Source organism: Actinopolyspora alba, assembly GCF_900112765.1.
Taxonomy (GTDB): Bacteria; Actinomycetota; Actinomycetes; order Mycobacteriales; family Pseudonocardiaceae; genus Actinopolyspora; species Actinopolyspora alba.
In genome coordinates this window covers 336,596-361,395 of record NZ_FOMZ01000001.1, presented here as the reverse complement: position 1 = coordinate 361,395, position 24,800 = coordinate 336,596, and the positions used below count along the sequence as shown (strand labels likewise).

General features: G+C 67.3%; 19 protein-coding genes, 1 tRNA gene and 1 riboswitch. Of the genes, 15 read left to right on the top strand and 5 right to left on the bottom strand.

The features are described from left to right. Positions 1 to 177: 177 nt before the first annotated feature. The 4 genes from BM150_RS01520 to BM150_RS01505 are packed head-to-tail and all read left to right on the top strand — an operon-like array spanning position 178 to position 4,174. Positions 178 to 1,104, top strand: a complete 927-nt coding sequence (locus BM150_RS01520; protein WP_092923272.1) for an ABC transporter permease — start codon at positions 178 to 180, stop codon at positions 1,102 to 1,104. Continuing rightward, complete coding sequence (locus BM150_RS01515; RefSeq protein ID WP_092922588.1) at positions 1,097 to 2,113, top strand: ABC transporter permease; 1,017 nt, start codon at positions 1,097 to 1,099, stop codon at positions 2,111 to 2,113. The genes BM150_RS01520 and BM150_RS01515 overlap by 8 nt, the downstream gene beginning before the upstream one ends. Positions 2,114 to 2,127: 14 nt before the next feature. Then, positions 2,128 to 3,147, top strand: coding sequence for an ABC transporter ATP-binding protein (locus tag BM150_RS01510; protein WP_092922585.1), 1,020 nt, complete (start codon positions 2,128 to 2,130; stop codon positions 3,145 to 3,147). Further along, positions 3,140 to 4,174, top strand: a complete 1,035-nt coding sequence (locus BM150_RS01505; RefSeq protein ID WP_092922582.1) for an ABC transporter ATP-binding protein — start codon at positions 3,140 to 3,142, stop codon at positions 4,172 to 4,174. Before BM150_RS01510 ends, BM150_RS01505 begins: the two co-directional genes overlap by 8 nt. Before the next feature lie 219 nt (positions 4,175 to 4,393). On the opposite strand, the gene BM150_RS01500 is transcribed toward BM150_RS01505, so the two are convergent. Beyond that, complete coding sequence (locus BM150_RS01500; protein WP_092922579.1) at positions 4,394 to 5,872, bottom strand: S10 family peptidase; 1,479 nt, start codon at positions 5,870 to 5,872, stop codon at positions 4,394 to 4,396. An 80-nt stretch (positions 5,873 to 5,952) separates the two neighbouring features. Between BM150_RS01500 and BM150_RS01495 the strand changes: the two genes are divergently transcribed. From BM150_RS01495 to BM150_RS01485, 3 genes are all read left to right on the top strand, one after another. Further along, positions 5,953 to 6,723 carry a uracil-DNA glycosylase gene (locus BM150_RS01495; protein WP_092923269.1) on the top strand — a complete coding sequence of 257 codons (771 nt, stop codon included), beginning with the start codon at positions 5,953 to 5,955 and terminating at the stop codon, positions 6,721 to 6,723. 580 nt (positions 6,724 to 7,303) lie between these two features. Beyond that, the gene (locus tag BM150_RS01490; protein WP_092922576.1) at positions 7,304 to 8,626 is read left to right on the top strand and encodes an NAD(P)/FAD-dependent oxidoreductase; all 1,323 of its coding nucleotides are present in this window, start codon (positions 7,304 to 7,306) and stop codon (positions 8,624 to 8,626) included. 329 nt (positions 8,627 to 8,955) lie between these two features. Further along, a tRNA-Leu gene (locus BM150_RS01485) sits at positions 8,956 to 9,029 on the top strand. 213 nt (positions 9,030 to 9,242) lie between these two features. Here the strand turns inward: BM150_RS01485 and BM150_RS01480 are convergent. Beyond that, positions 9,243 to 9,917: an endonuclease V gene (locus BM150_RS01480; protein WP_245755187.1), complete on the bottom strand. Its 675-nt coding sequence runs from the start codon at positions 9,915 to 9,917 to the stop codon at positions 9,243 to 9,245. Positions 9,918 to 10,174: 257 nt separating this feature from the next. On the opposite strand from BM150_RS01480, the gene BM150_RS01475 reads away from it, so the two are divergent. The 4 genes from BM150_RS01475 to BM150_RS01460 all read left to right on the top strand — a co-directional run bounded on the left by BM150_RS01475 (position 10,175) and on the right by BM150_RS01460 (position 14,845). After that, entirely contained in the window at positions 10,175 to 10,936 is a 762-nt protein-coding gene (locus BM150_RS01475) for a DUF3800 domain-containing protein (protein WP_175496628.1), read from the top strand. 505 nt (positions 10,937 to 11,441) lie between these two features. Continuing rightward, positions 11,442 to 11,635: riboswitch (cobalamin riboswitch) on the top strand. 62 nt (positions 11,636 to 11,697) lie between these two features. Next, entirely contained in the window at positions 11,698 to 12,726 is a 1,029-nt protein-coding gene (locus tag BM150_RS01470; RefSeq protein WP_092922566.1) for an ABC transporter substrate-binding protein, read from the top strand. Continuing rightward, positions 12,723 to 13,760: a FecCD family ABC transporter permease gene (locus tag BM150_RS01465; RefSeq protein WP_092922563.1), complete on the top strand. Its 1,038-nt coding sequence runs from the start codon at positions 12,723 to 12,725 to the stop codon at positions 13,758 to 13,760. Before BM150_RS01470 ends, BM150_RS01465 begins: the two co-directional genes overlap by 4 nt. A gap of 320 nt (positions 13,761 to 14,080) precedes the next feature. Continuing rightward, on the top strand, positions 14,081 to 14,845 hold the full coding sequence (locus tag BM150_RS01460; RefSeq protein ID WP_092922560.1) for an ABC transporter ATP-binding protein: 765 nt from the start codon (positions 14,081 to 14,083) through the stop codon (positions 14,843 to 14,845). Between the two features lie 124 nt (positions 14,846 to 14,969). On the opposite strand, the gene BM150_RS01455 is transcribed toward BM150_RS01460, so the two are convergent. Then, complete coding sequence (locus tag BM150_RS01455; RefSeq protein ID WP_092922557.1) at positions 14,970 to 15,569, bottom strand: NADPH-dependent FMN reductase; 600 nt, start codon at positions 15,567 to 15,569, stop codon at positions 14,970 to 14,972. 492 nt (positions 15,570 to 16,061) lie between these two features. On the opposite strand from BM150_RS01455, the gene yidC reads away from it, so the two are divergent. Both yidC and BM150_RS01445 read left to right on the top strand, forming a co-directional pair. Then, on the top strand, positions 16,062 to 17,339 hold the full coding sequence (yidC, locus tag BM150_RS01450; protein WP_245755186.1) for a membrane protein insertase YidC: 1,278 nt from the start codon (positions 16,062 to 16,064) through the stop codon (positions 17,337 to 17,339). A gap of 141 nt (positions 17,340 to 17,480) precedes the next feature. Further along, positions 17,481 to 18,284: a Bax inhibitor-1/YccA family protein gene (locus BM150_RS01445; RefSeq protein ID WP_092922551.1), complete on the top strand. Its 804-nt coding sequence runs from the start codon at positions 17,481 to 17,483 to the stop codon at positions 18,282 to 18,284. Positions 18,285 to 18,532: 248 nt separating this feature from the next. Here the strand turns inward: BM150_RS01445 and BM150_RS01440 are convergent, their stop codons facing one another. Both BM150_RS01440 and BM150_RS01435 read right to left on the bottom strand, forming a co-directional pair. After that, entirely contained in the window at positions 18,533 to 19,753 is a 1,221-nt protein-coding gene (locus tag BM150_RS01440; protein WP_092922548.1) for an acetyl-CoA C-acetyltransferase, read from the bottom strand. A 649-nt stretch (positions 19,754 to 20,402) separates the two neighbouring features. Beyond that, positions 20,403 to 21,317: an SGNH/GDSL hydrolase family protein gene (locus BM150_RS01435; RefSeq protein WP_092922545.1), complete on the bottom strand. Its 915-nt coding sequence runs from the start codon at positions 21,315 to 21,317 to the stop codon at positions 20,403 to 20,405. A 362-nt stretch (positions 21,318 to 21,679) separates the two neighbouring features. Between BM150_RS01435 and BM150_RS01430 the strand changes: the two genes are divergently transcribed. After that, positions 21,680 to 23,047 carry a cystathionine beta-synthase gene (locus BM150_RS01430; RefSeq protein WP_092922542.1) on the top strand — a complete coding sequence of 456 codons (1,368 nt, stop codon included), beginning with the start codon at positions 21,680 to 21,682 and terminating at the stop codon, positions 23,045 to 23,047. Positions 23,048 to 23,260: 213 nt separating this feature from the next. Continuing rightward, complete coding sequence (locus tag BM150_RS01425; protein ID WP_092922539.1) at positions 23,261 to 24,781, top strand: RDD family protein; 1,521 nt, start codon at positions 23,261 to 23,263, stop codon at positions 24,779 to 24,781. The last annotated feature ends 19 nt before the right edge of the window (positions 24,782 to 24,800 follow it).

The window sequence follows — 24,800 nt, the reverse complement described above, 5'->3', positions numbered from 1 at the left end:
GGTGAGTGACCACTCGATGTGCCCCGCGACGCGGCGGAGTCGACGGCCCTGCCGGAGAACCGGTCACCCGTGATCGCCATTCCGCGAGGTCTTCTCGGGTTACGGACTGTTTCTGCCCGGTCCACCGTCGCCAAAAGCGGCGGTGGACCGGGTGTGTCCTCGTCGAAGGAGGGTTCGGTGGGCCGATACATACTGCGGCGGCTGCTGCAGTTGATTCCGGTGTTCATCGGAACGACGTTCATCATCTACTCGTTGGTCTGGGCCATCCCCGGCAACCCGTTCGCGGGCATGTGCGGGCCGCGTGGCTGCCCGCCCGCGTTCATCGAGCAGATGACCCAGGAATACAACCTGGACAAACCGTTGCCGGTGCAGTACGTCCTCTACCTGGGGCAGCTGTTCAGCGGCAACTTCGGGCAGACCTTCAACGGCATCGAGGTCAGTACGCTGATCCAGAACGCTTACCCGGTCACCCTCAAACTCGCCACCATCGCGCTGGTCTTCGAGGCAGTGATCGGCATCGCCGCCGGCATTCTGACCGCGCTGCGCGGCAAGGGCTTCGTGGACAACCTCGTGCTCGCCGCCACGCTCTTCCTGATCGCGGTGCCGGTCTTCGTCAGCGGGTTCATCATCCAGGTCGTGTTCGGCGTGCAGCTCGAATGGATCCAGCCTTCGGTCGGCAGTGATCCCACCATCGGACAACTCATCGCTCCCGGCCTCGTGCTCGGCAGCCTGTCGATGGCCTACATCGCCCGGTTGACGCGTACCGCGATGTTCGAGAACAAGCGCGCGGACTACATCCGCACCGCCACGGCCAAGGGCCTCAAGCCGCGCCGGGTGGTCTCGGTGCACATGCTGCGCAACTCGTTGATCCCGGTGATCACCTTCATCGGTACCGACTTCGGTGCGCTGATGGGCGGTGCCATCGTGACCGAGGGTGTGTTCAACATCCACGGCATCGGCGGACTCGTCTTCGATGCCATCAAGACCCAGGAGGGCGTCACCGTCACCGGCGTGGTCACCCTGTTGGTGGTTGTCTACCTGCTGATGAACCTGCTGGTGGACATTCTCTACGCGGCTCTGGACCCGAGGATCCGATATGACTAACGCAGGGGAAGGCCAGCAGCGCATTCTCGCTGCCGGGGCCTACGCCGAAGGTGAGATCGAAGCGAGACAGCAGGGGGAGAGCGGCGACGAGCCGCCCGGCGCCCCCGAACCGCGGCAGCAGGCTCCCAAGCAGGAGAAGCAGCGGGGACTCTGGGGCGACGCCTGGCTCGAGCTGCGGCGCAAGCCGCTGTTCATCATCGGCAGCGTCATCATCCTGCTGCTGGTCGCGATCTCGATCTTTCCGGGGTTCTTCGCACCGGGCGATCCCAACGCGCAGAACCTCACGCTGGCCCGCCAGGGGCCGTCCGCCGACGCCCCGTTCGGCTACGACTCGATCGGCCGCGACATCTACACCAGGGTGATCCACGGCGCGCGCGCCTCCATCGTGGTCGGTGTGCTCGCCACGATGCTCACAGTGGCCATCGGTTCGCTGGTGGGGCTGTTCGCGGGCTACTTCGGCGGCAAGACCGACAGCTTCCTGGCGCGGTTCGCCGAGATCTTCCTCGGGCTGCCGTTCGTGCTCGGCGCCATCGTCATCCTGTCGGTGTTCAACGCCGGTATCCAGGGAGCGCCCGGCACGATACGCATCATGCTGCAGGTTATCCTCACCATCGGGGTGCTGGCCTGGCCGATCTCGATGCGCATCATGCGTTCGGCCGCGATCGCGGCCAAGCAGCAGGACTACGTCAACGCCGCCAAGGCGCTGGGTGCCAGCCACACGCGGATCATCTTCAAGCACGTGCTGCCGAACTGCCTGGCTCCGGTGATGGTCTACGCCACGATCGCGCTCGGCCAGTTCGTCGGGCTGGAGGCGACCCTGTCCTACCTGGGGCTCGGCCTGCAGTACCCGGTCGTCTCCTGGGGAATGATGATCTCCGACTCGCAGCAGTTCATCATCAGCACGCCGCACATGCTGCTGTTCCCGGCGGGCTTCCTGGTGATCACGGTTCTGGCGTTCGTGATGATCGGTGACGCGGTGCGCGACGCGCTGGACCCGAAACAACGGTAGTAAGGAGGGCCGCTTTGTCGGCTACCGACGACAGCACGGGCGGCTCGCCGGAGTCGCGCCTGCTCGAAGTGGAAGACCTGCACGTCGAGTTCCGCACCCGCGAGGCCACGGCGAACGTGCTCAACGGGGTGGGGTATCACGTCGACGCGGGGGAGACCCTCGCCGTGCTCGGCGAATCCGGCTCCGGCAAGAGCGTCACGGCGCAGACCGTGATGGGTATTCTGGACACTCCACCGGGCTTCGTGACCAAGGGAGCCATCCGCTATCGCGGGGAGGAACTCCTCTCCGCGACGGAGGATCGTCGCCGTGGGCTGCGGGGCGAGAACATGGCGATGATTTTCCAGGACGCCCTCTCCGCGCTCAACCCGGTTTACACCGTGGGATTCCAGATCGCCGAGCAGTTCCGCTTCCGGCGCGGGATGTCGCGCAAGGACGCGATGGCCAAGGCCGGCGAGATGCTGGACATGGTCAAGATCCCCAACGCCAAGCAGCGCGTGAAGGAGTTCCCGCACCAGTTCTCCGGCGGTATGCGGCAGCGCGCCATGATCGCGATGTCGCTGGCGCTGGACCCGGACCTGCTCATCGCCGACGAGCCGACCACGGCGCTGGACGTGACCGTGCAGGCCCAGATCATGGATCTGCTGGACGAGCTGCGCCGCGAACGCGGGATGGGGCTGATCCTGATCACCCACGACCTCGGCGTGGTCGCCGAGGTCGCCGACCGCATCGCGGTGATGTACGCAGGCCGGGTGGTGGAGGAGTCCGACGCGGAGTCGCTGTACAAGCGCCCCGCGCATCCCTACACCGAGGGGCTGATGGAGTCCATTCCCCGGCTGGATCAGAAGGGGGAGCACCTGGCCAGCATCAAGGGGCTGCCGCCGAACCTCGCGAACATCCCCGAGGGCTGCCCGTTCCACCCGCGCTGCCACCGCGCCACGGACGAGTGCCGCCGGAAGGTTCCGGAGTTGCTCGAACTCCGCCCCGGGCGCTACAGCGCCTGCCACTTCGCCGAGGAGTTGATCAGCAGTGAGTGAGCCGATTCTGCAAGTTCGCGACCTGGTCAAGCACTTCCCGGTGCAGCAGGGGATCGTGTTCAAGAAGACCATCGGTCACGTGCGGGCGGTGGACGGCGTCTCCTTCGACCTCAACCGGGGCGAGACGCTGGGCATCGTGGGCGAGTCCGGCTGCGGCAAGTCCACGCTGGCCCAGGTGCTGATGCGGCTGGAACAGCCCACCAGCGGCAGCGCGCTGTTCGAGGGCGTGGACATGTTCGGCAAGAAGAGCGCGTCCCAGCTTCGGCAGCTGCGCAGGGACATGCAGATCGTGCTGCAGGACCCCTACACCTCGCTGAACCCGCGCAAGACCGTGGGTGACATCGTCGGGGAGCCGTTCGAGATCCATCCCGAGGTGGCGCCGAAGGGCGACCGGCAGCGGCGGGTGCAGGAGCTGCTCGACATCGTCGGGCTCAACCCGGAGCACGTGCGGCGCTATCCGCACCAGTTCTCCGGTGGACAGCGGCAGCGGATCGGCATCGCCCGTGCGCTGGCGCTCAAGCCCAAGGTGATCGTCTGCGACGAGCCGGTGTCCGCACTGGACGTCTCGATCCAGGCGCAGGTGATGAACCTGCTGGGTGACCTGCAGTCCGAGTTCGGCCTGTCCTACATCTTCATCGCCCACGACCTCGGCGTGGTGCGGCACCTCTCCGACCGGGTGGGCGTGATGTACCTGGGCAAGATGGTCGAGAACGGCACCGAGGACCAGATCTACGAGCACCCGCAGCACCCCTACACCCAGGCGCTGCTGTCCTCGGTGCCCGTGCCCGATCCCTCGGTGCGCGACCGCAGGGAGGCCATCCGGCTCACCGGCGACGTGCCGAGCCCGGCGAACCCGCCGTCCGGCTGCCGGTTCCGCACCAGGTGCTGGAAGGCGCAGGACATCTGCGCCGAGCAGGAGCCCGAGCTGGCCGTGCGGCGCGACGGCGGCCGCATCGACCTCGAACTGGCCGAGGGCCACCCCAGCGCCTGCCACTTCGCGGAGCGGCACGACCACGTCGTTTCGTGAGGGGAAGTTGCCTTTCGAAGGGGAACGCTGCCTCCTCGAAGGGCACCTCTTCGCGGTGGTGGGGGCGTCAATTTCGCGAGAAATTGACGCCCCGGTGCGACTCTCGTGAGGAAGGCCCGACGTTGTGTAGATCGCTACCCGATGTCGGGCCTCCCCGCAGCGAGAGCCGTGCCAGAGGTTCCGCCACGCAACCAGCTGCGAAAACCGAGCGGCCACGGTTCACCGGGAGACGAACTCGGCGAGGTCGGCGGACTGCTTGATCCGCGAGGGCTCGTGCACGTACATCATGTGCCCGGCCGGGTAGTAGCGGACCTCGATGTTGTCGCGCAGTTCCCGCGGGATCTCCAGCTGCGCCAGGGTGTGCTCGGCCGCGAAGTACGGCGTCGCACCGTCGGTGTGCCCGCAGCCCACGTGCACCCGCAGGTGCGGGTTGGTGCGCATCGCCTTGGCCAGCTTGTCCGTGGCGGTCACCGCCATCCCCTCGAATTCCTCGTAGGACCACGGATGGACCCGCGGGGACAGCACCTCGTAGGGCAGGTCGTTGGAGTACTCCAGCTCCTGCCGCAGGTAGTGGTTGACCCCGGCCGAGTAGGCCCCGATCACCCCCGAGACGCTCGGGTCGTCCGAGAGGTGCTCGCCGCCCGCGTCGGGTTCCCAACCGGTGAAGCGTCCGTCCATGCGACCGACGGTCAGCCGCTTCTCGCGCAACAGCTCGGTGAAGAACCGCAGGTGCTCGATCCGCAGATTCACCCGGTCCACGTAGTCCGGGCTCAGTCCGGTCAACTCGGCGGTGCGCCGCACCACCTCGGCGCGGTCCTCGTCCGACAGCCGGGCACCCTGCCGCAGCGCCCACGGGTGGTCCCGCGCCGCGAACTCCTCGGCCTCGTCCAGCACCTCGCGCAGCGGGCGGTCCCCGTGCTTGCCGTGGTGGTGCGCGATGGCCGCGTAGGTCGGTAGGAAGAGACTGTAGGGCAGGTCGTTGCCCTCGGTGAAGCGGATGGTGCCCATGTCCAGCACCGTCGAGATCAGCAGCAACCCGTTCGGGTAGAGCCCGTGCTTGCTCTGCAGGTGTTCGGCCAGTGACGCGGCCCGCAACGTGCCGTAGGACTCGCCCGCCAGGTACTTGGGTGACAGCCAGCGGCCGTTGCGCGTGGTCCAGAGCCGGATCAGCTCCGCCACCGACTCGATGTCGCGCCGGTAGCCGTGGAAGTCGCCCGCCTTGCCCCCGCGGACCGCCCGGGAGAAGCCGGTGGAGACCGGGTCGATGAACACCAGATCGCTGTGCGCCAGCAGCGTTTCCGGATTGTCGGTGAGCCCGTACGGCGGGGCCGCGAGCTGGCCCGCGTCGCCGGAGACCACCTTGCGCGGCCCCAGCAGCCCCATGTGCAGGAACGCGCTGGCCGCGCCTGGGCCGCCGTTGAAGGCGAACGTGACCGGACGGTCGGACGACTCCGGCGAATCGGCCACGTACGAGGTCACGAACACCTCGGCGCCGGCGACGTGCCCGTCGAACTTGCCGTCGGTGTAGCTCTCCTCCCGCAGCACGTACCGGCCCGCCGTGGCCGTGTAGGAGAGTTGCTTGCCGTTGGCCGTGATCGTGTGATGTGTGCTGACCAGGTCGTCGGTCGGTTCGGCCGAAGGCGTGCTCGACTGCCGGTTCGACTCGCCGGTGTTCTCGGTTTCCTCGCTGGCTGTCATGGGCCGTAGCCTAATCGCCTCGACCGGAGGACTCGGCGGCCCGCGCAGGGGGGTCCGAACGGTGTGCCACCGTGACCGTGGTGAACGAGACACACTCCCGAGCACCCGAACCGGGGCCGGTCGAGCCGGGCACCTCGGCGGGCGAGGCGAGCACGTTGGCCGAGCTGGACGAGGCGGTCACCGGCTGTCGCGCCTGCCCCAGACTGGTGAGCTGGCGGGAACGGGTGGCCGAGGAGAAGCGTGCCGCCTTCCGCGGCCAGGAGTACTGGGGCAGACCCGTACCCGGGTTCGGGCCCTCCGACGCCTCGCTGGCACTGGTGGGACTGGCGCCCGCGGCGCACGGGGCCAACCGGACGGGACGCATGTTCACCGGGGACCGCTCCGGTGAGGTGCTCTACCGGGCGCTGTTCGACGTGGGCCTGGCCTCGGCGCCGCACTCCGAGTCGGCCGACGACGGGCTGCGGCTGTACGGCACGCGGATCACCGCGCCGGTGCGGTGCGCCCCTCCCGCCAACAAGCCGACTCCAGGGGAACGCGACACCTGCTCACCCTGGTTGGCTCGCGAGTTCGAGCTGCTCCGTCCGACTTTGCGAGTCGTCGTGGTGTTGGGTGGTTACGGCTGGCAGGCCCTGTTGGCGGTGCTCGCGGCGAGCGGTTGGCGGGTTCCCCGGCCGAAGCCGAAGTTCGGTCACGGCGCTCGGGCCACGCTGCGCGACGCGGCGGGCGGGGAGCTACTGCTACTGGGCTGCTACCACGTGAGCCAGCAGAACACCTTCACCGGAAGGCTCACCCCGGAGATGCTGCGTGCGGTGCTCACCGAGGCCAAGGACTCCGCGGGCCTGGGGGAGTGAGGTTTTCCGGCCGGGGCGCGGTGCCTGCGAGGCGGGGATCTCGGAGGGGCGTCGATTTCTCGCGAAATCGCCGGGTCCGTGTACGACCGGGCGACCCGGTGAAGTGACGCGCTCGGGGGCTCCGGTGCCGCGGGGGCGTCGATTTCGCACCTGGTTTCAGTGGGTGGGCGCGCCGCGATCGCTGCGCCGCGATCGCTGCGCCGCGATCGCGGCGCAGCGACTGAAGCGCTGGGAGTGTGTGACGGGAACCTCGATTCCGTGGTTCCGCGCTCGTGGATCCGAATCTCCGGTATGGTGGTCGGGGATGATTCGAGATCGTTTTCACGCGGTGCTCGCGGTGTCGTAGGCGAGCGTCGAGCACGCCGCTCGTGCTCGTTCCCTCCCGGTGATCCCGGTTTTCTCCAGAGGGCGCGCATCGTGCGCGAGCGGAGCACACAACGATTGCGTACCGTGATTTCGGTGAACGCAACGTTCACACCCGCACACGGGCTGTTTTTGTGATCAGGAACACCCGCGAGCGGTGTCACATTTGAGGGGGCCGCCGGGGCGGCCCATCGCGTATTGGTGTGACCATAGAGGCATGGCTGGTAAATCCGATCCCACCCGGATTCTCATCCTCGGCGGCGGCTACGTCGGTATGTACACCGCGTTGCGCCTGCAGTCCAAGCTCGGCCGCCGTGAGGCTTCGGTGACGGTCGTCGACCCTCAGCCGCATATGACCTACCAGCCCTTCCTCCCGGAAGCGGCGGCGGGCAACGTTGAGCCCCGTCACGTGGTAGCGCCGTTGCGACGAGTGTTGAAGCGGTGTCACGTTCTCACCGCGCGTGTCACGGAGGTCAACCACGAGAAGCGATCGGTCACGGTGGAAGATGCCGAGGGCATCGCCAGTGACCTGGGCTACGACGTGCTCGTTGTCGCACTCGGGTCCGTCTCGCGCCTGCTGCCGATCCCGGGGCTGCCCGAACAAGGTATCGGTCTCAAGACCGTGGGCGAAGCGATCTATCTGCGCAACCACGTGCTCGCGAAGATGGACGCCGCCGCCAACACCACCGATCCGGAGCTGCGCAAGCGCCTGCTGAACTTCACCTTCGTCGGTGGGGGTTACGCGGGTACCGAGGCGCTGGCCGAGTTGGAGGACATGGCCAGGTACGCCACCCGCTACTACGAGTCCATCTCCCGCGACGACATGAGCTGGTCGCTGATCGAGGCCGCCGGGCGGATCATGCCCGAGGTCAGCGAGAAGATGGGCGTCTACACCGTCAAGGCCCTCGAGGAACGCGACATCAAGGTCTACCTGAACACCTTCCTCAAGTCGGTGGAGAACGGCCACGCCGTGCTCTCGGACGGTACCGAGTTCGACACCGACACCCTGGTATGGAACGCCGGGGTGAAGGCCAACCCGGTGCTGAAGAACACCGACCTCCCGCTGGACGAGCGCGGCAGGGTCAAGGCCACCTCGCACCTGCGCGTCGAGGGGCACCCCGACGTCTGGGTCGCGGGCGACTGCTCGGCCGTGCCGGACCTGTCCAAGGCGGAGGAGGACCCCAACGCCACCTGCGCCCCCTCGGCACAGCACGCCGTTCGGCAGGCCAACCAGCTGGCGAAGAACCTCATCTCCTCGCTGCGTGGTCGCAAGACCGCGGCGTACTTCCACCGCAACGCGGGGTCCGTCGCGGGGCTGGGGCTCTACAAGGGCGTGGCCGACGTCTACGGTTTCAAGGCCAAGGGCTTCGTGGCCTGGTTCATGCACCGCACCTACCACGTGAGCAAGATGCCGACCTTCAACCGCAAGGCGCGGATCGTCATCGACTGGACGCTGGCGTTCCTGTTCCGTCGCGAGGTCGTCTCGATGGGCCAGATCCAGAACCCCCGTTCCGATTTCAAGCGTGCGGCTTCCAGCTGAGCCCGTTCCGGGCTCCTCGGTCGGTGATCACACGATCGGCAACGGGCCGTGCGTCGGGGAACCGGCGCACGGCCCGTTGTGTGTGATCCCCCGCTCTCTTGACTTTCTGTGACCTGTTAACAAGCATTACCCGAAAAGTGTCACCTGTATGGGTGGCTATGATGGTGCGCGTGGCGCGTCAGTGTTGATGTTTTTTACACGCTGTGATCGGGTTTGCTCCAGATGGCGGTTTCGTTTCTTCTGGAACCAACGGCAGCATTGGCACGTCTTAACAAGGGGCCCACTGTGGGTCGGTTACCGAAGGCGTGTCGGTGACGAGCCGAGGACGCGCCCCCGTAGCCCAATCGGCAGAGGCGGACGACTTAAAATCGTCGTAGTGTCGGTTCGAGTCCGACCGGGGGCACCGAAAATCGCTGGTCACGGGATGTGCGGTTCATCGCGGTCAGGGGGATGCGACGGGGTTCCCATGTTTTAACCATGTTTTTGGACTCGATGCGCCCCGCCCGATTTTCCGCGTACCTCTCCGGAGTGGACGGTCGAGGATCCGACGTCCCTCCTCGTCGGAGGTGGTTGTCGTGTTGCCACGAGTTCCGATCCGACCAGCGCGAGTGAGTACCTACTCCTCATTCGGCATCGAACGCCCCAGCCGATCCGCGCTTCGAGTCGTCTCGGGCAGGCGGTAGCGCGGCGCCAGCCGCAGCACCAGCTCGCACGCCGCGTCGAGGGTGAAGCGGTGGCCGAGCGAGACGAACACCGGCTTCACGCCCCGTTGCGTCCGCAGCGCCCGACCGACGATCTCCTCATCGTATCGGATCGGTGACCAGTCGCCGCGCTGCTCGTTCGGCGGCTCGTAGTGGCCCATCGCGGTCTTGGCGACGCCGATGCTGGGCAGCTCGGTCAGCACGCCGAGGTGGCAGGCCAGTCCGAAGCGGCGGGGATGGGCCAGTCCCTGGCCGTCGCAGACGAGCACATCCGGCTCGACCGACAGCCGTGTCAGCGCCTCCAGCAGCGGCGGTGCCTCGCGGAAGGCGAACAACCCGGACACGTAGGGAAACTCCGGCTCGCCGCGCACCACCACGTTGTCGATCACGGACAGCGAGGCCACGTCGAGAACCGTCACCGCAGCCACGAGCTCGTCGGCTTCCTCGCGGTAGGCCACGTCCAACCCCGCCGCCGTCCGGATGACCCCGGGTTCACCGTCGAAGCGAACCAGGGGCCGCAGCCACTGCTGCACGGCGACGGCTTCCTGCTCAGTCGTGGGCCACGGGTGCGGGTCACGGACGTGAGTCACCGCCTCATTGTCCGACGCCCCAGGAACATCGCGAGAGGCCGCATCGTCCAAGGCGACCGCATCAGCGGCCGCTACGACCGATCTTGCACAAAACTCGCTGTCCGTATCCTCTCGTGCTCGAAGCGATATCATCGTGCGCCGTGTCAGTGATGATCACGCTTCGGTGATCCGCGGATCGCCGGAAGTTGGAGCGGAGGTCGATGTTGTCTCCTGGTTCGAGAGCACCTATGCCTCGTACGCCCAGCTGGGCGGGCAAGTTGCCCAAGGTCGAGGTGTATGTCGACGAAACCGGGGACCGTGGATTCGGTAAAAATTCTTCCTCGTTCTTCGCGATGACCGCTCTGATGATTCCGGCGGAGAGCGTCTCCTACGCGAGGGCAGTAGCTGCCGGGCTGCGATATGAGATCGGAACTTCACGCCCTCTGCACTGGGTCGAGCACTTTAAGCCCAAGCGGGCGGACCGTCGCCGGCTCGCTACGCGTATGCTCGCCAGCATCCCAAATGTGAAAACAATTCACGTCATTACTCACAAGGCTACGGTCCAGTTCAATGAAGCTCTGCGGAGCGACAATGAGAAGTTCTACAACTACACGACACGCTTGTTGCTGGAACGTATCGCGCTAGCAGCTCATGGGTGGCACGGCGGAGCGCGACTGGCGATCCTGCGGTTGGGGTCAGTCAGGCATATGGATCACGACGGAACGGTTAGTTATCTGAATCTGGTTCAGAACATTCCCTCTCCGGTGCATACGCCCTGGGAACACATTCGATGGCCACCGAGCTGGCACGGAACGAGTGAGTATGACGGCCTCCAGCTGGCCGATTTGCACGCGGGCATCCTCTCAGTGGCACTTCGTGGAGCTCCCGACGATGTCCGATCCGCCCAGCTGCTGATCGAGTGCGGTCACCAGTTGCACCGAGCAAACGGCAAGCTGCTCAATTGCGGAGTGAAAATCATCGGCGAGAACGACTTCGTCACCAATCGGTCCTGGTGGCCGAGCCTGCTCGCGAGCACATGACGTGTCAGGGACGAAACGGAGCCCCTCAGTGGGCTCGAGGGGCCACAACCGCCCGTGGCGGAGGGATCCGGTTTCCCGGTTCCGGCTCATCCTCGCAGCCCCTGAAGGGCTCCGTTTCATTGTCTCACTCGCCAACAACGTTGGCTCATCCATTATGTCTCACTCTGCGTCAGAGTCAACACTCTTCGCTTTCGGTGGGTGAACTACACCTGACAGGGGGAGATCCGGTTGGCTCCGCTCGAAGCGAGCGTCGTTCATCCGCAGCGGCACACTGCGTCTGATTCGGATAATCCGGTTGTGCCCGGGCGGCCGGGAACATCGGTAGCAGAGCGCACCGGGCATACGATCCTCGACGCCCGCCGACACGCGCCCGGCTGTCACCAGTAGAGCCCCGCCTCGGATCTCCGGGCGTCGAACCGGCTGTGAGCAGCGTCTCCGATCGTCGCTGTGTTCGTTCGACGACGCTGCGCCGCCCACACCGAGCGCAGTCACGCTCACCGGAATTGTTAGGTTCTTCCTCGCCAGTCAACCCGTCCGGGCAGTGTCGCCGGGCGGCGCAGGGAATCCGGTGTGAATCCGGAGCTGACGCGCAGCGGTGAGAGGGACGCGCGGAGTATCGGCCACTGAGACGAGCTCTCGGGAAGGCGCTCCGGGCGGAGGATCTCGAGCCCGAAAACCTGCTGGCTGTGGCGTCGCCCCCGCGACGCACGGAAACCGCCCGCAGGGCTTCGCGTACCAAAGCCCCCGACGGAGAAGGACTCATGAAGAGATCGTCCCGTGTCTTATCCCTGACCTGCCTGCTTCCGCTCGGCCTCGGCGTGCTGACCGCCTGCGGCGGCAGCGGTTCGGAAACATCCGGCCAGGACAGCGCCGCCGGCTACCCCAGGACAATCGAGAACTGCGGCAGGGAGATCACCGTCGAGGCCCCGCCGGAACGCACGGTCTCGCTGAACCAGGGCTCGACCGAGATCCTGCTCTCGCTCGGTCTCGCCGACCGCATGGTCGGCACCGCCACCTGGACCGACCCGATTCTGAAGGGCCTGCGGGAAGCCAACTCGAAGGTCCCCAGGCTCGCCGACAACGCCCCCTCCTACGAGCGGGTGCTGGCCGAGGAACCGGACTTCGTCTCCGCCTCCTTCGAGAGCACCTTCCAGGAGGTCTCATCCCGGGACGACTTCGCGAAGATGGGCGTGCCCACTTATCTCTCCCCGGCCGACTGCGTCAAGAACAACGAGGGCGACGGCGACGGCGCCCGCAGCGAGCCGCTGGAGATGAGCACCATCTACCGGGAGATCGAGGAGCTCGCGCGGGTCTTCGACGTCGAAAAGCGCGGTGACGAGCTCGTCGAGGAGCTGCGCGGCAGGTTGGACGAGGCCTCCTCCGACATCGACGCCTCCGGTGTGAGCATGCTCTACTGGTTCGCCAACAAGGAGTCGCCCTACATGGCGGGCTGCTGCGGCGCCCCCGGCATCATCACCGAGGAGATCGGCGCGAAGAACGTCTTCGACGACACGAAGAAGGAATGGCCGCAGATCAACTGGGAGACCGTGGCCCAGCGCGATCCCGACGTGCTGGTCATCGGTGATCTGACCCGCGAGAGCCAGACCGCCGAGGAAGCCGCGCAGAAGATCGAGTTCCTGGAGAACAACCCGGTCACCAAGCACATGGAAGCCGTGCGGAACGACCGCTACATCCGGCTCAGCGGAGCCGCCATGAACCCCTCGATCCGTACGGTCAACGGCGTGGAACGGGTCGCGGCCAAGCTGCGTGAGTTCGGGCTCGTCGAGTGAGCGCCCTACTGGCCCGGTCCCGCGGGGGTGCCGCCGCCGCTCTCTGGCTGGCCGGTCTGCTGCTGCTCGCGCTCTCCATCGCCGTCACCATCACGTTCGGTCCGGCCGACATCGCGGTGACCAACGTGTGGGCGGTGGTGGGCGAGCACCTCGGTCTCGGCGACGCCGGACTCTCGCTGATCCGCGAGGGGATCATCTGGGACCTCCGGCTGCCCCGCACCATGCTGGCGGCGGTGTGCGGCGCCGGGCTCGGACTGTGCGGTGTGGTCATGCAGTCCCTGCTGCGCAACCCGCTGGCCGACCCCTACGTGCTGGGGATCTCCTCCGGGGCCTCCACCGGGGCCGTGCTGGTCGTGGTGCTGGGAATCGGCAGCGGGGTGCTCTCGCTGTCGCTCGGCGCGTTCCTCGGATCACTGGTCTCGTTCACGCTGGTGATGGTGCTGAGTCACATCGTCGGCGGCACCGCCGACCGCGTGATCCTCTCCGGTGTCGCGGCCATGCAGCTGTTCTCGGCGCTGACCTCGTTCATCGTGATGTCGGTCGCCGACTCCCGGCAGACGCGCAGCGTGCTGTTCTGGCTGCTCGGTTCGTTGAGCGGTACCGGCTGGTTCGAGGTGTGGTTGTGCCTGGGCGCGCTGCTCGCGGTGCTGGTCGTGTGCACCGCCAAGTCGAGTTCGCTGGACGCGTTCACCTTCGGCCAGGACGCGGCCGCCTCGCTCGGCGTTCCGGTGGCGCGCACCCGGTCGCTGCTGCTCGTCGTGACCGCGTTGCTCACGGCCACGCTGGTCAGCGCCTCCGGAGCCATCGGTTTCGTGGGGCTGGTGCTGCCGCACGCGGCGCGGGCCATCGTCGGCCCCGGCCACCGCAGGCTGTTGCCGACCACCGCGCTGGCCGGGGCGATCTTCCTGGTGTGGATCGACACGATCGCGCGCACGCTGCTCGATCCGCAGGAGATCCCGGTCGGCGTGATGACCTCGTTGGTCGGGGTGCCCGCGTTCGTGGTGATCCTCTACCGCAGCCGCAAGGTGCACTGATGAAGGTGCTCAACCCGCTTTTCGCGGAGCTCGCTTGGCGGAACCTCTCGCACGGCTCTCGCTGCGGGGGCCCCGACATCGGGTAGTTACTACACAACGTCGGGGCCGTCCTCGCGAGAGTCGCACGGGAGAACCCGCGACGGTGCCGGTTGGCGGGCGTGGTGTTCGGCGCTGTCACCTCGGGGGTACCGGTGCGACGGACAAAACTCGATGAATGGCAAAACGTGGCTGGGAAACCGACCGCGAACGCGGCACCCGACCGGACAAGGCACCCCACCTGACAAGGCAAGTTCCGTTACGAATCGCAGGGAGCGACGTTCATGAGTCTGCTGGCCGAGGAGGTTTCCTGGCGCGCCGGGGGGAGGCTGATAGTCGACGGCGTCAGCATCGCTCCGGAGGAGGGATCCACCGTCGGGCTGCTCGGCCCCAACGGTTCGGGCAAGTCGACGCTGCTCCGGCTGCTGTCCGGGGTTCGCCCGGCGTCGGAGGGTGTGGTCCGGCTCGACGGCTCCCCGATCGAACGGGTCGGGCGCAAGAACGTCGCCCGCAGACTGGCCGTGGTCGAACAGCACGCGGGCACCGAGGTCGACATGAGCGTGCTCGACGTCGTCCGCCTCGGTCGAATTCCGCACCGGCGTGCCTGGGCGGGTGCCACGGCCGACGACGAGGCAGCGGTGCGCTCGGCCGTGGAGTACACCCGGTTGGAGGACAAGGTCGACCGGTCCTGGCACACCCTCTCGGGCGGTGAACGCCAGCGGGTCCAGATCGCGCGGGCACTCGCACAGCAGCCGAAGGAGCTGCTGCTCGACGAGCCCACCAACCACCTGGACATCCAGCACCAGCTGGAGCTGTTGGCGCTGGTGGTCCGGATCCCGGTGACCAGCGTCATCGCCCTGCACGACCTCAACCTGGCGGCCATGTTCTGCGATCACCTGCTGGTGCTGGCGGAGGGGCGTGCCGTGGCGGCGGGCTCCCCGGAGCGGGTGTTGACCGAGGAGCTGATCGCCGAGGTGTACAACGTTCGTGCCCGGGTGGACGCGGAGGGCCCCGGCGGGCGCCCCGCCATCCGCTTCTTCCCGGACTGAGCGACGCTTCCGCCTCACCTCTCGCGGGGGTTCCACCGGTGGGGGGTAAGGGGGTACCCCACCGAGCGGTGGCCCTTCCGGCCGAGGCTGGCCGAGCGAAACCGCCCGAGCCACGCTCACCCGGTCAACGCCGGTAGGGACGCTTCTCCTTCGCGTCCCGGAGCGCGGTGGCCCACCAGGACAGGTCGTCGAGCATCATCTTGGCCGCGGCCGTGCTGCCCGCCCTGTCCTTGGGAAAGCCCTCCTCGTCGAAGGCCTGCCCGGCCCACTGGAAGCTCACCGTGTCCCGAACGGTCATGGCGCGGACCTCGGCGAACACCTGCCTGAGGTTCTCCAGGGCGTGCAGTCCGCCGGCGATCCCGCCGTAGGAGACCAGTCCGACCGGCTTCGCGTACCACTCGGACTTGTGGTGGTCGATCGCGTTCTTCAACGATGCCGGGAAGCTGCGGTTGTACTCGGCCGAGACCACCACGAAGGCGTCGGCCGCGTCGAGCCGTTCGTGCAGTGACGTCTTCGAGCTCCCCGCGTCGGAGGCTGAGCTCACGCTCATGTCGATCGGCAGTTCCACCTCGGCCAGATCCACCAGGTCGACATCGAAGTCACCGTGGCGTTCGGCCTCGGCCGCTATCCAGTCGCCCACGGTCGGCCCGAAGCGGCCCTCCCGGACGCTGCCGATGATCACTGCCACGCGCAGGTTGTCGCCGGTCGTGCTGTCGTTGGTCATCTCGTTTCCTTCCCGAATCCCGGAAGTGGCTGTCGTGCCGCGTGTCGTTGTCGAGATCGAAGTTAGGAGTTCGATCAAACTCGAAGTCAAGTTCCCGATCGGACACTTTCGAATTCGGTTGCCGGGGAACCGGAATCGGGGGCCTGATGGCCGTCCGTTTCGCGTACAATCCGGAACCGGAACGTGACACGGTTCGTGCCGTGTTCGAACGTGTTCGCCGAGTGGGTGTGTGGCGCGAGTGATCGAGTAACCGAGCGGTGGCCGGTTAGGGATCCCGGATTCGCATCGCCCTCGAAGCTCGGCATCCGTGCCGGTCGGCCGGTTACTGGCCGTCCCGCCCACCTTGATCGAATGCGCTCGTGGCACCCTGGCGGGGTTGAACCCTCCGGTTCGTGTCGGAGTGCGGCTGTGCAGGTAGAGCCCGGATGAGCGCGCCGGGCGACGACCAGGAGTGAACGAGTGGAGCAATTCTTCGGCTTTATCCTCTACCCGGTGTCGTGGCTCCTCTGGGTCTGGCATCAGCTCTTCGGCGCCGTGTTCGGTCCGGATCAGGGCATCAGTTGGATACTCTCCGTCTTCTTCCTGGTGTTCACCCTGCGCGTGCTGCTGCTCAAGCCCGCGCTGAGCCAGATCCGCGCGGGGCGCAAGATGCAGAAGTTCGCCCCGCAGATGCAGAAGATCCGGGAGAAGTACAAGAACGACCGCCAGAAGATGGCGCAGGAGATGCAGAAGATGCAGTCCGAGCAGGGGGTCAACCCGCTCGGTGGCTGCCTTCCGGCGCTCGTGCAGATCCCGGTCTTTCTGAGCCTGTTCCACGTGCTGCGTGGTTTCGACCCCACCGAGGACAGCAACTTCGCCTTCGGCAGGGAGGGCGTTCAGTCCTTCGTCAACGCCGACATCTTCGGTGCCAAGCTCTCCAACTGGATCACCCAGTCCGAGCAGCAGTTGGAGCAGTTCGACACCACCCGCACCGATATGATCATCGTTGGCATTCCGTTGATGATCGTCGCCTCGGTGGCCACCTACTTCACGATGCGAATGTCGATGAAGCGCCAGTCCGACGCGGCGATGGCCAACCCGCAGAGCGCGATGATGGGCAAGGTCATGATGTACCTCGCCCCGATCGGCGCCCTGGTCTCCGGTTGGTTCCTGCCGCTGGCGGTGCTGTTCTACTGGCTCGCGAACAACGTCTGGACCCTGGGGCAGCAGCACTTCCTCACCAACAAGGTGGACCGGGAGGAAGCGCGCCAGAAGGAGCAGGACATCGCGGCCAAGAAGGAGGCCCCGCGCCCCAAGCCGGGACAGAAGCCGGACCGCGGCGGCAAGAAGGCCGTCGCGGAGCTCGACGAGGACGAGTCGGAGGATGAGTCGCCCGACACCACGTCCGGGAACGGCGCCAAGTCCGGCGGTGGTTCCAAGGCGGGCTCCGGCTCCAAGTCCGGCAGCGGCTCCGCGGCCAAGAAGACCTCCCAACGGACCAACGGCTCCAAGGCGGGGTCCAGTGCCAAGACGGGCTCCGGCTCCAAGACTGGTTCCGGGGCCAAGTCCGGCTCCGGTACCAGCTCGGGTTCCAAGAACGGTTCCGGCAGCGCGAAGTCGGCCGCGGGCGCCAAGTCCGGTGGTGACTCGGGCGGCTCGGAGAACGGCGGCAAGTCCTCCGGTGGTTCCGGTGGTGGTTCGGGCAACAAGAAGGGTCAGCAGTCCAAGAGTCGTTCGGGTGGCTCGGGTAAGCAGTCGGCGGCGCAGCGGAGCCAGAAGAAGCGTCGCTGAAACCGTGACGTTCCCGAAACAGGTGAGGCACTGGGATCGGTGCCGCGATTACGGGTAAAGTGCGTTTTACGTGGCCGGGAACCGATCACGGTTTCCGGCCGTTAATACGGGTGACGGCGCACGCACGCCCGGGAGGATGACTTGCGCACAAGCAGCAACCCTGCGTTCAAGAACCTGCCCAAGGGTGGGGGGTACGCGAACTTCAACTACGGCCAGCCCGCCGGTGCCTTCGGGACCGAGGGGCAGGCCCCCACCGCTCCGCAGCAGACCGGACGGCCGCTGTCGATCGACGACATCGTGACCAAGACGGCCACCACGTTGGCGATCACGATCGGTACCGGTGCGGCCACCTACATCATCGGTGGTGCCGCTTCCTGGGGACTGGCGCTCCCGGCGGCGATCGTCGGGTTCGTACTGGCGTTGGCCAACATCTTCAAGAAGAAGGTGAGCCCGGCGCTGGTCATCGCCTACGCCGCCGTCGAGGGTGTGTTCCTCGGCGCGGTGAGCCATCTCTTCGCCACGATGGTGAACAACCCGGCCATCATCATGCAGGCCATCGCGGGCACCATGGGTGTGTTCGGGGCCATGCTGGTGGTCTACAAGACCGGTGCGATCCGGGTGACCCCGAAGCTGACCAAGTGGGTCATCGGCGCGGCGGCAGGTGCCTTCACGCTGATGCTGGTCAACCTGGTCGCCGGTTTCTTCGTCGAGGGTGGTCTCGGCATCCGCAGCAGCGACGGCGGTCTGCTCGCCATCGGCTTCAGCCTGCTGTGCATCGGTATCGCCGCGTTCGTCTTCCTGCTGGACTTCGACGAGGCGGACCGTGCCATCAAGAGCGGTGTGGACGCCAGGTTCTCCTGGTACATCGCGTTCAGCCTGATGGTCACGCTGGTGTGGCTGTACCTGGAGATCCTGCGGTTGCTGTCCTACCTGCAGAGCGACTAACGGGACTTCGCCGGTCCGGTCCTCGTGGGTGCCCGTTCGGTGCGATCGGCCACGTGCCCGCGAGTTCCGCCCGGCAGCAGCCCGGATGTCCGGGCAGCAGCTCAGAAGGACCACAGCGGCGCCCGTCCTTTCCGCATGGCGGAGGACGGGCGCCGCTTTTCGTGCGGTACGAACGGCACCGGTAGCCGTTCCCGCGGCGCGGCCCGGCGGCCGCGGCTCGTCCCGTGACGAGCCGCGGCCACCCGTTGTCAGCTGAGCCGCTCCAGCACCATGGCCATTCCCTGACCACCGCCGACGCACATCGTCTCCAGCCCGAACTGCTTGTCGTGGTACCGCAGCGAGTTCAGCAGCGTGGTCGTGATCCGCGCGCCGGTCATGCCGAACGGGTGGCCCACGGCGATGGCACCGCCGTTGACGTTGAGCTTGTCCAACGGGATTCCCAGCTCCTGGTAGGACGGGATCACCTGGGCCGCGAAAGCCTCGTTGATCTCGACCAGGTCCATGTCGCCGATGCTCATGCCAGCCCGGCCGAGCGCCTGCCGGGAGGCCTCCACCGGGCCCAACCCCATGATCTCCGGGGAGAGTGCCGTCACACCGGTGGACACGATCCGGGCCAGCGGGGTCAGGCCGAGCTGTTCCGCCTTGCGGTCACTCATGATCACCAGCGCGGCCGCGCCGTCGTTGAGCGGGCACGCGTTGCCCGCAGTGATCCGCCCGTCGGGACGGAAGACCGGCTTGAGGCCCGACACCGCGTCCTTGGTCACCCCGGCGCGCGGGCTGTCGTCGGTGTCCACGACCGCTCCGGAGGGTGTGGTGACCGGAGTGATCTCCCGGGACCAGAACCCGTTCGCGGTGGCCTTCTCCGCGAGGTTCTGCGAACGCACCCCGAACTCGTCCATCTCGTCCCTGCCGATGCCCTTGGCCAGCGCCAGGTTCTCCGCCGTCTGACCCATCGGGATGTAGACGTCGGGGAGTTCGCCGAACTCCCTCGGGTCCACCCACTCGGCGGCGCCGTTCTCGGCGGCTTCCTGGGTGCGCTGCTGCGCCCGGTCGAAAACCGGGTTGGCGGTGTCCGGCAGCGAATCCGAGTTCCCCTTCGCGAAGCGGGAAACCGCCTCCACGCCCGCGCTGATGAAAACGTCGCCCTCGCCCGCCTTGATGGCGTGCATGGCCATTCGGGTCGTCTGCAGGCTGGACGAGCAGTAGCGGGTGATCGTCGTGCCGGGCAGGTGGTCGTGGCCGAGCAGCGTGGCCACCACGCGCCCCATGTTGTAGCCCTGCTCGCCGCCGGGCAGTCCGCAGCCGAGCATCAGGTCGTCGATCTCGCCGGGATCGAGTTCGGGGACCTTGTCCAGCGCTGCCCGCACGATCTGTGCCGAGAGGTCGTCCGGGCGCATGTCCAGTAGTGATCCCTTGCCCGCGCGCCCGATGGGGGAACGGGCGGTCGCGACGATGACTGCTTCGGTCATGGCGGGAACTCCTTCGCGGTCGCTGTGTCTGTTTCGGAACGATTCCCGTGACGTGTTCGAGCCACGCACGGTGGAATGTGCTCACCCTAGGGGCCTACCCGATGTTGTCGCGGTGATAGCACTCACAACAACGCCATACCGACTGGATGGTACGCCTGCACAGGGACCAAAAACACCTTATTGTTGTGGCACTGGACCGTTTCGGTTGTCGTGGCGGTGCGGGTGGCGGAACCTCTCGCACGGCTCTCGCCGCGGGTCCGGCGACATCGGGTAGCGACCTGCACAACGTCTCCGGCGTCCTCGCGAGACGACCCGTGAGAACCCGCGGCGGTGCCGGTTGCGAGGGTGGCCGGAGTGCGGCCTGCGAGGGCGGTCGGGGCTCGGCCCGCGGGGGTGGTCGGAGTTCGGTTCGGGGCTCAGCGGCGCGGCGATTTCGCGAGAAATCGACGGAGCCCGGGGCCGCACCGCCGCACTGGCCCGGCGATTTCGTGGGAAATTTACGCACACGGTCGTGCCGCACCGCCGTCCCGGCGATTTCGCGAGAAATCGACGCCGTCCGAACGGGAACCGACCACGCTCCGGGGTACCCCGCGTGCGTCGTTCCGAGTCTTTGGAATCTTCACAGCGCGACTGTGGGGGAGTTCCCGGCTCAGTTCTCGGCGCGGTGGCCCCAGCGCAGGTTCAGCCTGGCCACGAACCGGCGGGTCGGTCTGCGGGCCTCGACCGCCGCCGAACGTGCCGGAGCCTTGGGCACCGGCACACCGGTCCAGGCGCCGATCGCGTCGCACAGTGTCGGCAGCAGCAGTTCGGCGGCCATCTCGTACCCGGCAGCGGAGGGGTGGAACCGGTCCGGTCCGAACAGCTCCACCGGGCGGGTCAGGAACTCGGGGGAGAGCAGGTCGGCCAGCGGCACGGCATGACCTCCGGAACGTTCCACCGCCCGGCGCTGTTCGGTCGCCAGGGTGAGGCTCCTCCTGCGGACGACCGAACGCAGCGGCTGCGGGATGGGGCGGACCACTCCGAGGTCCGGACAGGTTCCCACGACCACCGCCACCCCCTCCTCGGTCAACCGGGCCACCCCCTGCTCCAGCAGTCCCGTGCTCGTGCTCACCGGTATGCGGGTGGTCACGTCGTTGGCACCGATCAGCACCAGCACCAACCGGGGCGGTCGCCGGAGCACCGCGTCGATCTGCGCCTCCAACCCCCTCGTGGTCGAGCCCACGACCGCGTGCGTGCGCAACCGCACCGGGCGTTCCAGTTCCTCGGACAGCCCGCTCGCCAGCCGTACCCCGGGCAGCTCCGTCGCCACCTCGACGCCGAGCCCGGCGGCCGAGGAATCACCCAGCACGGCGAACTCCAGCGGCGGTATCGCGGCCCCCGCTCCGCCACCGAAATGTTCGGGACAGTACGTCCCGTCCGCGTTCAGGGGGTCGTTGCCGGGCGGGCCGATAACCCGCCTGGCGTATCTCGACTGTTCGTTGAGCAGGCCGTACGCCGCGCCGGACAGTCCGCCCGCGGAAGCGGTGCCGACGGCGGCCAACCGCAGCAGTCGCGCAGCGATCATCGTTGCCTCCCCGACTCTCGCGGACGCCTCGGACACCGCTCTGCCGAATGGTCACTCCGTTCGGGCTAAGTCGCATGTCCGGGGAGTCCGGTTCCCGTCCGGTTGGGCTTGCCGAGCCCGCAGAAGGTTCCGTAACCCGAATATCGTTCGTCACGGGCGAATGGTTAATGAGTACCGAGCGGGCGAACGGGTGAAAATCGCCTGAACAGCGGGTTCGCGCGGCTCGCGAATCACCTACCCCGCCGAGAGCGCGGTGCGGCCGGTGGGGAGACTGCTGGTGGGCAAGTTTTGGCCCCGGGAGAATTCGTGCGGATCCGCGGCGCGGCCGCACGGCACACGGTTGATACGAGGAAGGAACCGCCGTGGACTACGTGGAGCACGTGGCCGATCTTGTCGGTGACACACCGTTGGTGCGGCTGAACTCACTGACGAAGCCCGGCAACGCCCGGGTGCTGGTCAAAGTCGAATACTTCAATCCCGGCGGCAGCGTCAAGGACCGCATCGCCGAGCGCATGATCGAGGCCGCCGAGGAGTCGGGGGAACTCCCGCCGGGAGGCACCATCGTGGAGCCCACCTCGGGCAACACCGGTGTCGGGCTGGCGATGATCGCGCAGCGCAAGGGCTACCGCTGCGTGTTCGTCTGCCCGGACAAGGTCAGCGAGGACAAGCGCAACGTCCTGGAGGCCTACGGTGCCGAGGTCGTCGTGTGCCCGACCGCGGTTCCACCCGAGCACGAGGACTCCTACTACAGCGTCTCCGATCGGCTGGCGGCGCAGGACGGCTACTGGAAACCCAACCAGTACGACAATCCCGCCAACCCCGAGTCGCACTACCACTCGACCGGCCCGGAGATCTGGGAGCAGACCGAGGGGCGCGTGACGCACTTCGTCGCGGGGATCGGTACCGGCGGCACGATCTCCGGTATCGGGCGCTACCTCAAGGAGGTCTCGGAGGGGCGGGTCCGCATCGTCGGCGCCGACCCCGAGGGCTCGGTCTACTCCGGCGGAAACGGGCGTCCCTACCTGGTCGAGGGCGTCGGCGAGGACTTCTGGCCGAACACCTACGACCGCGAGATCTGCGACGAGATCATCTCCGTCTCCGACGGGGACTCCTTCCGGATGACCAGGGAACTGGCTCGGCAGGAGGCGCTGCTGGTCGGGGGGTCCTGCGGCATGGCCGTGGTCGCGGCGCTGCGGCTGGCGGAACGCGTCGATCCCGAGGACGTGATCGTGGTGATGCTGCCCGACAGCGGGCGCGGTTACCTCACCAAGGTCTTCAACGACTCCTGGATGGCCTCCTACGGATTCCTCCCCCCGGGGCACAGTGGCGGCTCGATCGGGGACGTCCTCCGGCGCAAGGACGGCACCATGCCCGAACTGGTGCACGTACATCCGAACGAGACGGTCGCCGAGGCGGTGGCGATCCTGCGCGAGTTCAGCGTGTCCCAGATGCCGGTGGTCAAGGCCGAGCCACCGGTCATGGCCGCCGAGGTCGCGGGCGCGATCAACGAGCGCGACCTGCTGGACGAGCTGTTCGCGGGCAGGGCCAACCTGGCCGATCGGGTCGAGACCCACATGTCGCCGCGGCTGCCCACGATCGGAGCCGGTGAGGACATCAACTCGGCCATGCGGGCGCTCAAGAACGCCGACGGTGCGATGGTGCTGGTAGACGGAAAACCGGCCGGAGTCGTCACCAGGCAGGACGTGCTCGCCTTCATCGCGGGGCGCTGACCGGAGTTCTCCCCGGTGGGTTGTTCGGATCGGGAACGACCGGTCGCACGGCTCGGAGCACCTCGTTGCCCCGGACAACCCGCTTTCGGCGGACACGTGCTGTGCTGGGAATATCGAAGTGCTGTTACACGGTGACCCCTGTGCCCGAGTGCTGTCGGATACCGTAGGTCGCGTACACGCCCAGGTTCACGCCCAAGGGGGTAGGAAAACCCGATGAGCTCTCCGCAATCACCCGAAGGTGGTAACCAGGAGGAGCGGCAGCCGGATTCGTCCTTCGAGCAGCAGTCCGGCAACGCCGAGGCCGACGCGTCCACCCCGGACTCGACACAGAAGATCTCCTCGCGGATGAATCCGCAGGAGACGGAGCAGCCGGAGAGCGGGCAACAGGGCGATCGGAGTTCCGGCGCGGATTCGACGCAGGTCGTCAATCCCGCGCAGGCCATGCAGCAGATGGAACAGTCCCCGCAGCCGCAGCCGCCACAGGAGGGCGGGACCACGCAGGTCGTCCCGCCGTCCATGCAGCAGCCGCAGCCGATGTACGAACAACCCGGCCTGGGGGGACAGCAGTCCGGTGGTTTCGCGACGCAGCCGCCGGGTGCGCAACCACCCCAGATGCCGGGACAGCCCGGTATGCCCGGGCAGCCCCCTGGGCAGCAGGGCATGCCGGGGCAGCATCCCGGGCAGCAGATGCCCGGTCAGCCGGGTATGCCGGGACAGCCCGCCGGGCAGCAGCCGATGCCCGGCCAGCCACCGCAGATGCCCGGGCAGCCACCCGGCGGTCACCCGGGGATGCCCGGTACGCCCAGCGGTGGGTTCCCGGCACAGCAGCCACCGCCACCGGGACAGCCGGGGCCGTTCGGCGCACCGCCGCAGCAGCCGGGGCAGCCGTCCGGTGACAACCAGTCCGGGGCGGTCGTCCCGGCGGGACCGCCGGTGGAGTTGGGTGACCGCGTGAAGAGCTTCCTCATCGACGGAATCGCCCCCGGCGTGGTTTACGGCATCATCTACGCGATCGCCATGGCCATGGTGCTCGGTGGCACTGCCAGCAGCGTTTCCAGTGGCGGGACGAGCGGCGGTGGTGCCGCTCTTTTCGGCGGCATACTGATGTTCCTGTCCATAATCGCACTGCTCGGCTTCATGATCTGGAACTACGGTTACAAGCAGGGCACCACCGGGCAGTCCCTCGGCCGCGGCTACGCCAAGACCATGCTGATAAGCGAGACAACCGGCAGGCCGGTGGGCTTCGGCTACGCCTTCCTGCGCTACCTCTGCCACATCGTCGACAGCATTCCGATCGGCATCGGCTTCCTGGCACCGCTGTGGGAACCCAAGAACCAGACCTGGGCCGACAAGATCATGGGCACGGTCGTCGTCCCCGCCGCTCCGGCCGGACCCGGTGGCCCCGGCGGCCAACCCGGTATGCCCGGCCAGCCGGGGCAGCCCGGCATGGCTCCCGGACAGCAGTACGCCCAGCCCTACGGCCAGCCCTATCCGGGGCAGCCCGGCCAGCCGATGCCCGGCCAGCCCGCCCCGGGCCAGCAGCCCATGCCCGGCCAGCCGATGCCGGGGCAACCGATGCCCGGACAACAACCCGCACCGGGGCAGCCACCGCAGCAGGGGCCGCCCCACCAAGGGCCCCCGCAGCAGGGCCAGCAGCCCATGCCCGGCCAGCCCTACGGTCCGCCACCCGGTGGGTACCCGCCCCAGCCGCCCGGACAGCCACCGCAGTGGTGAGTGGACCGTCGGCACCGAT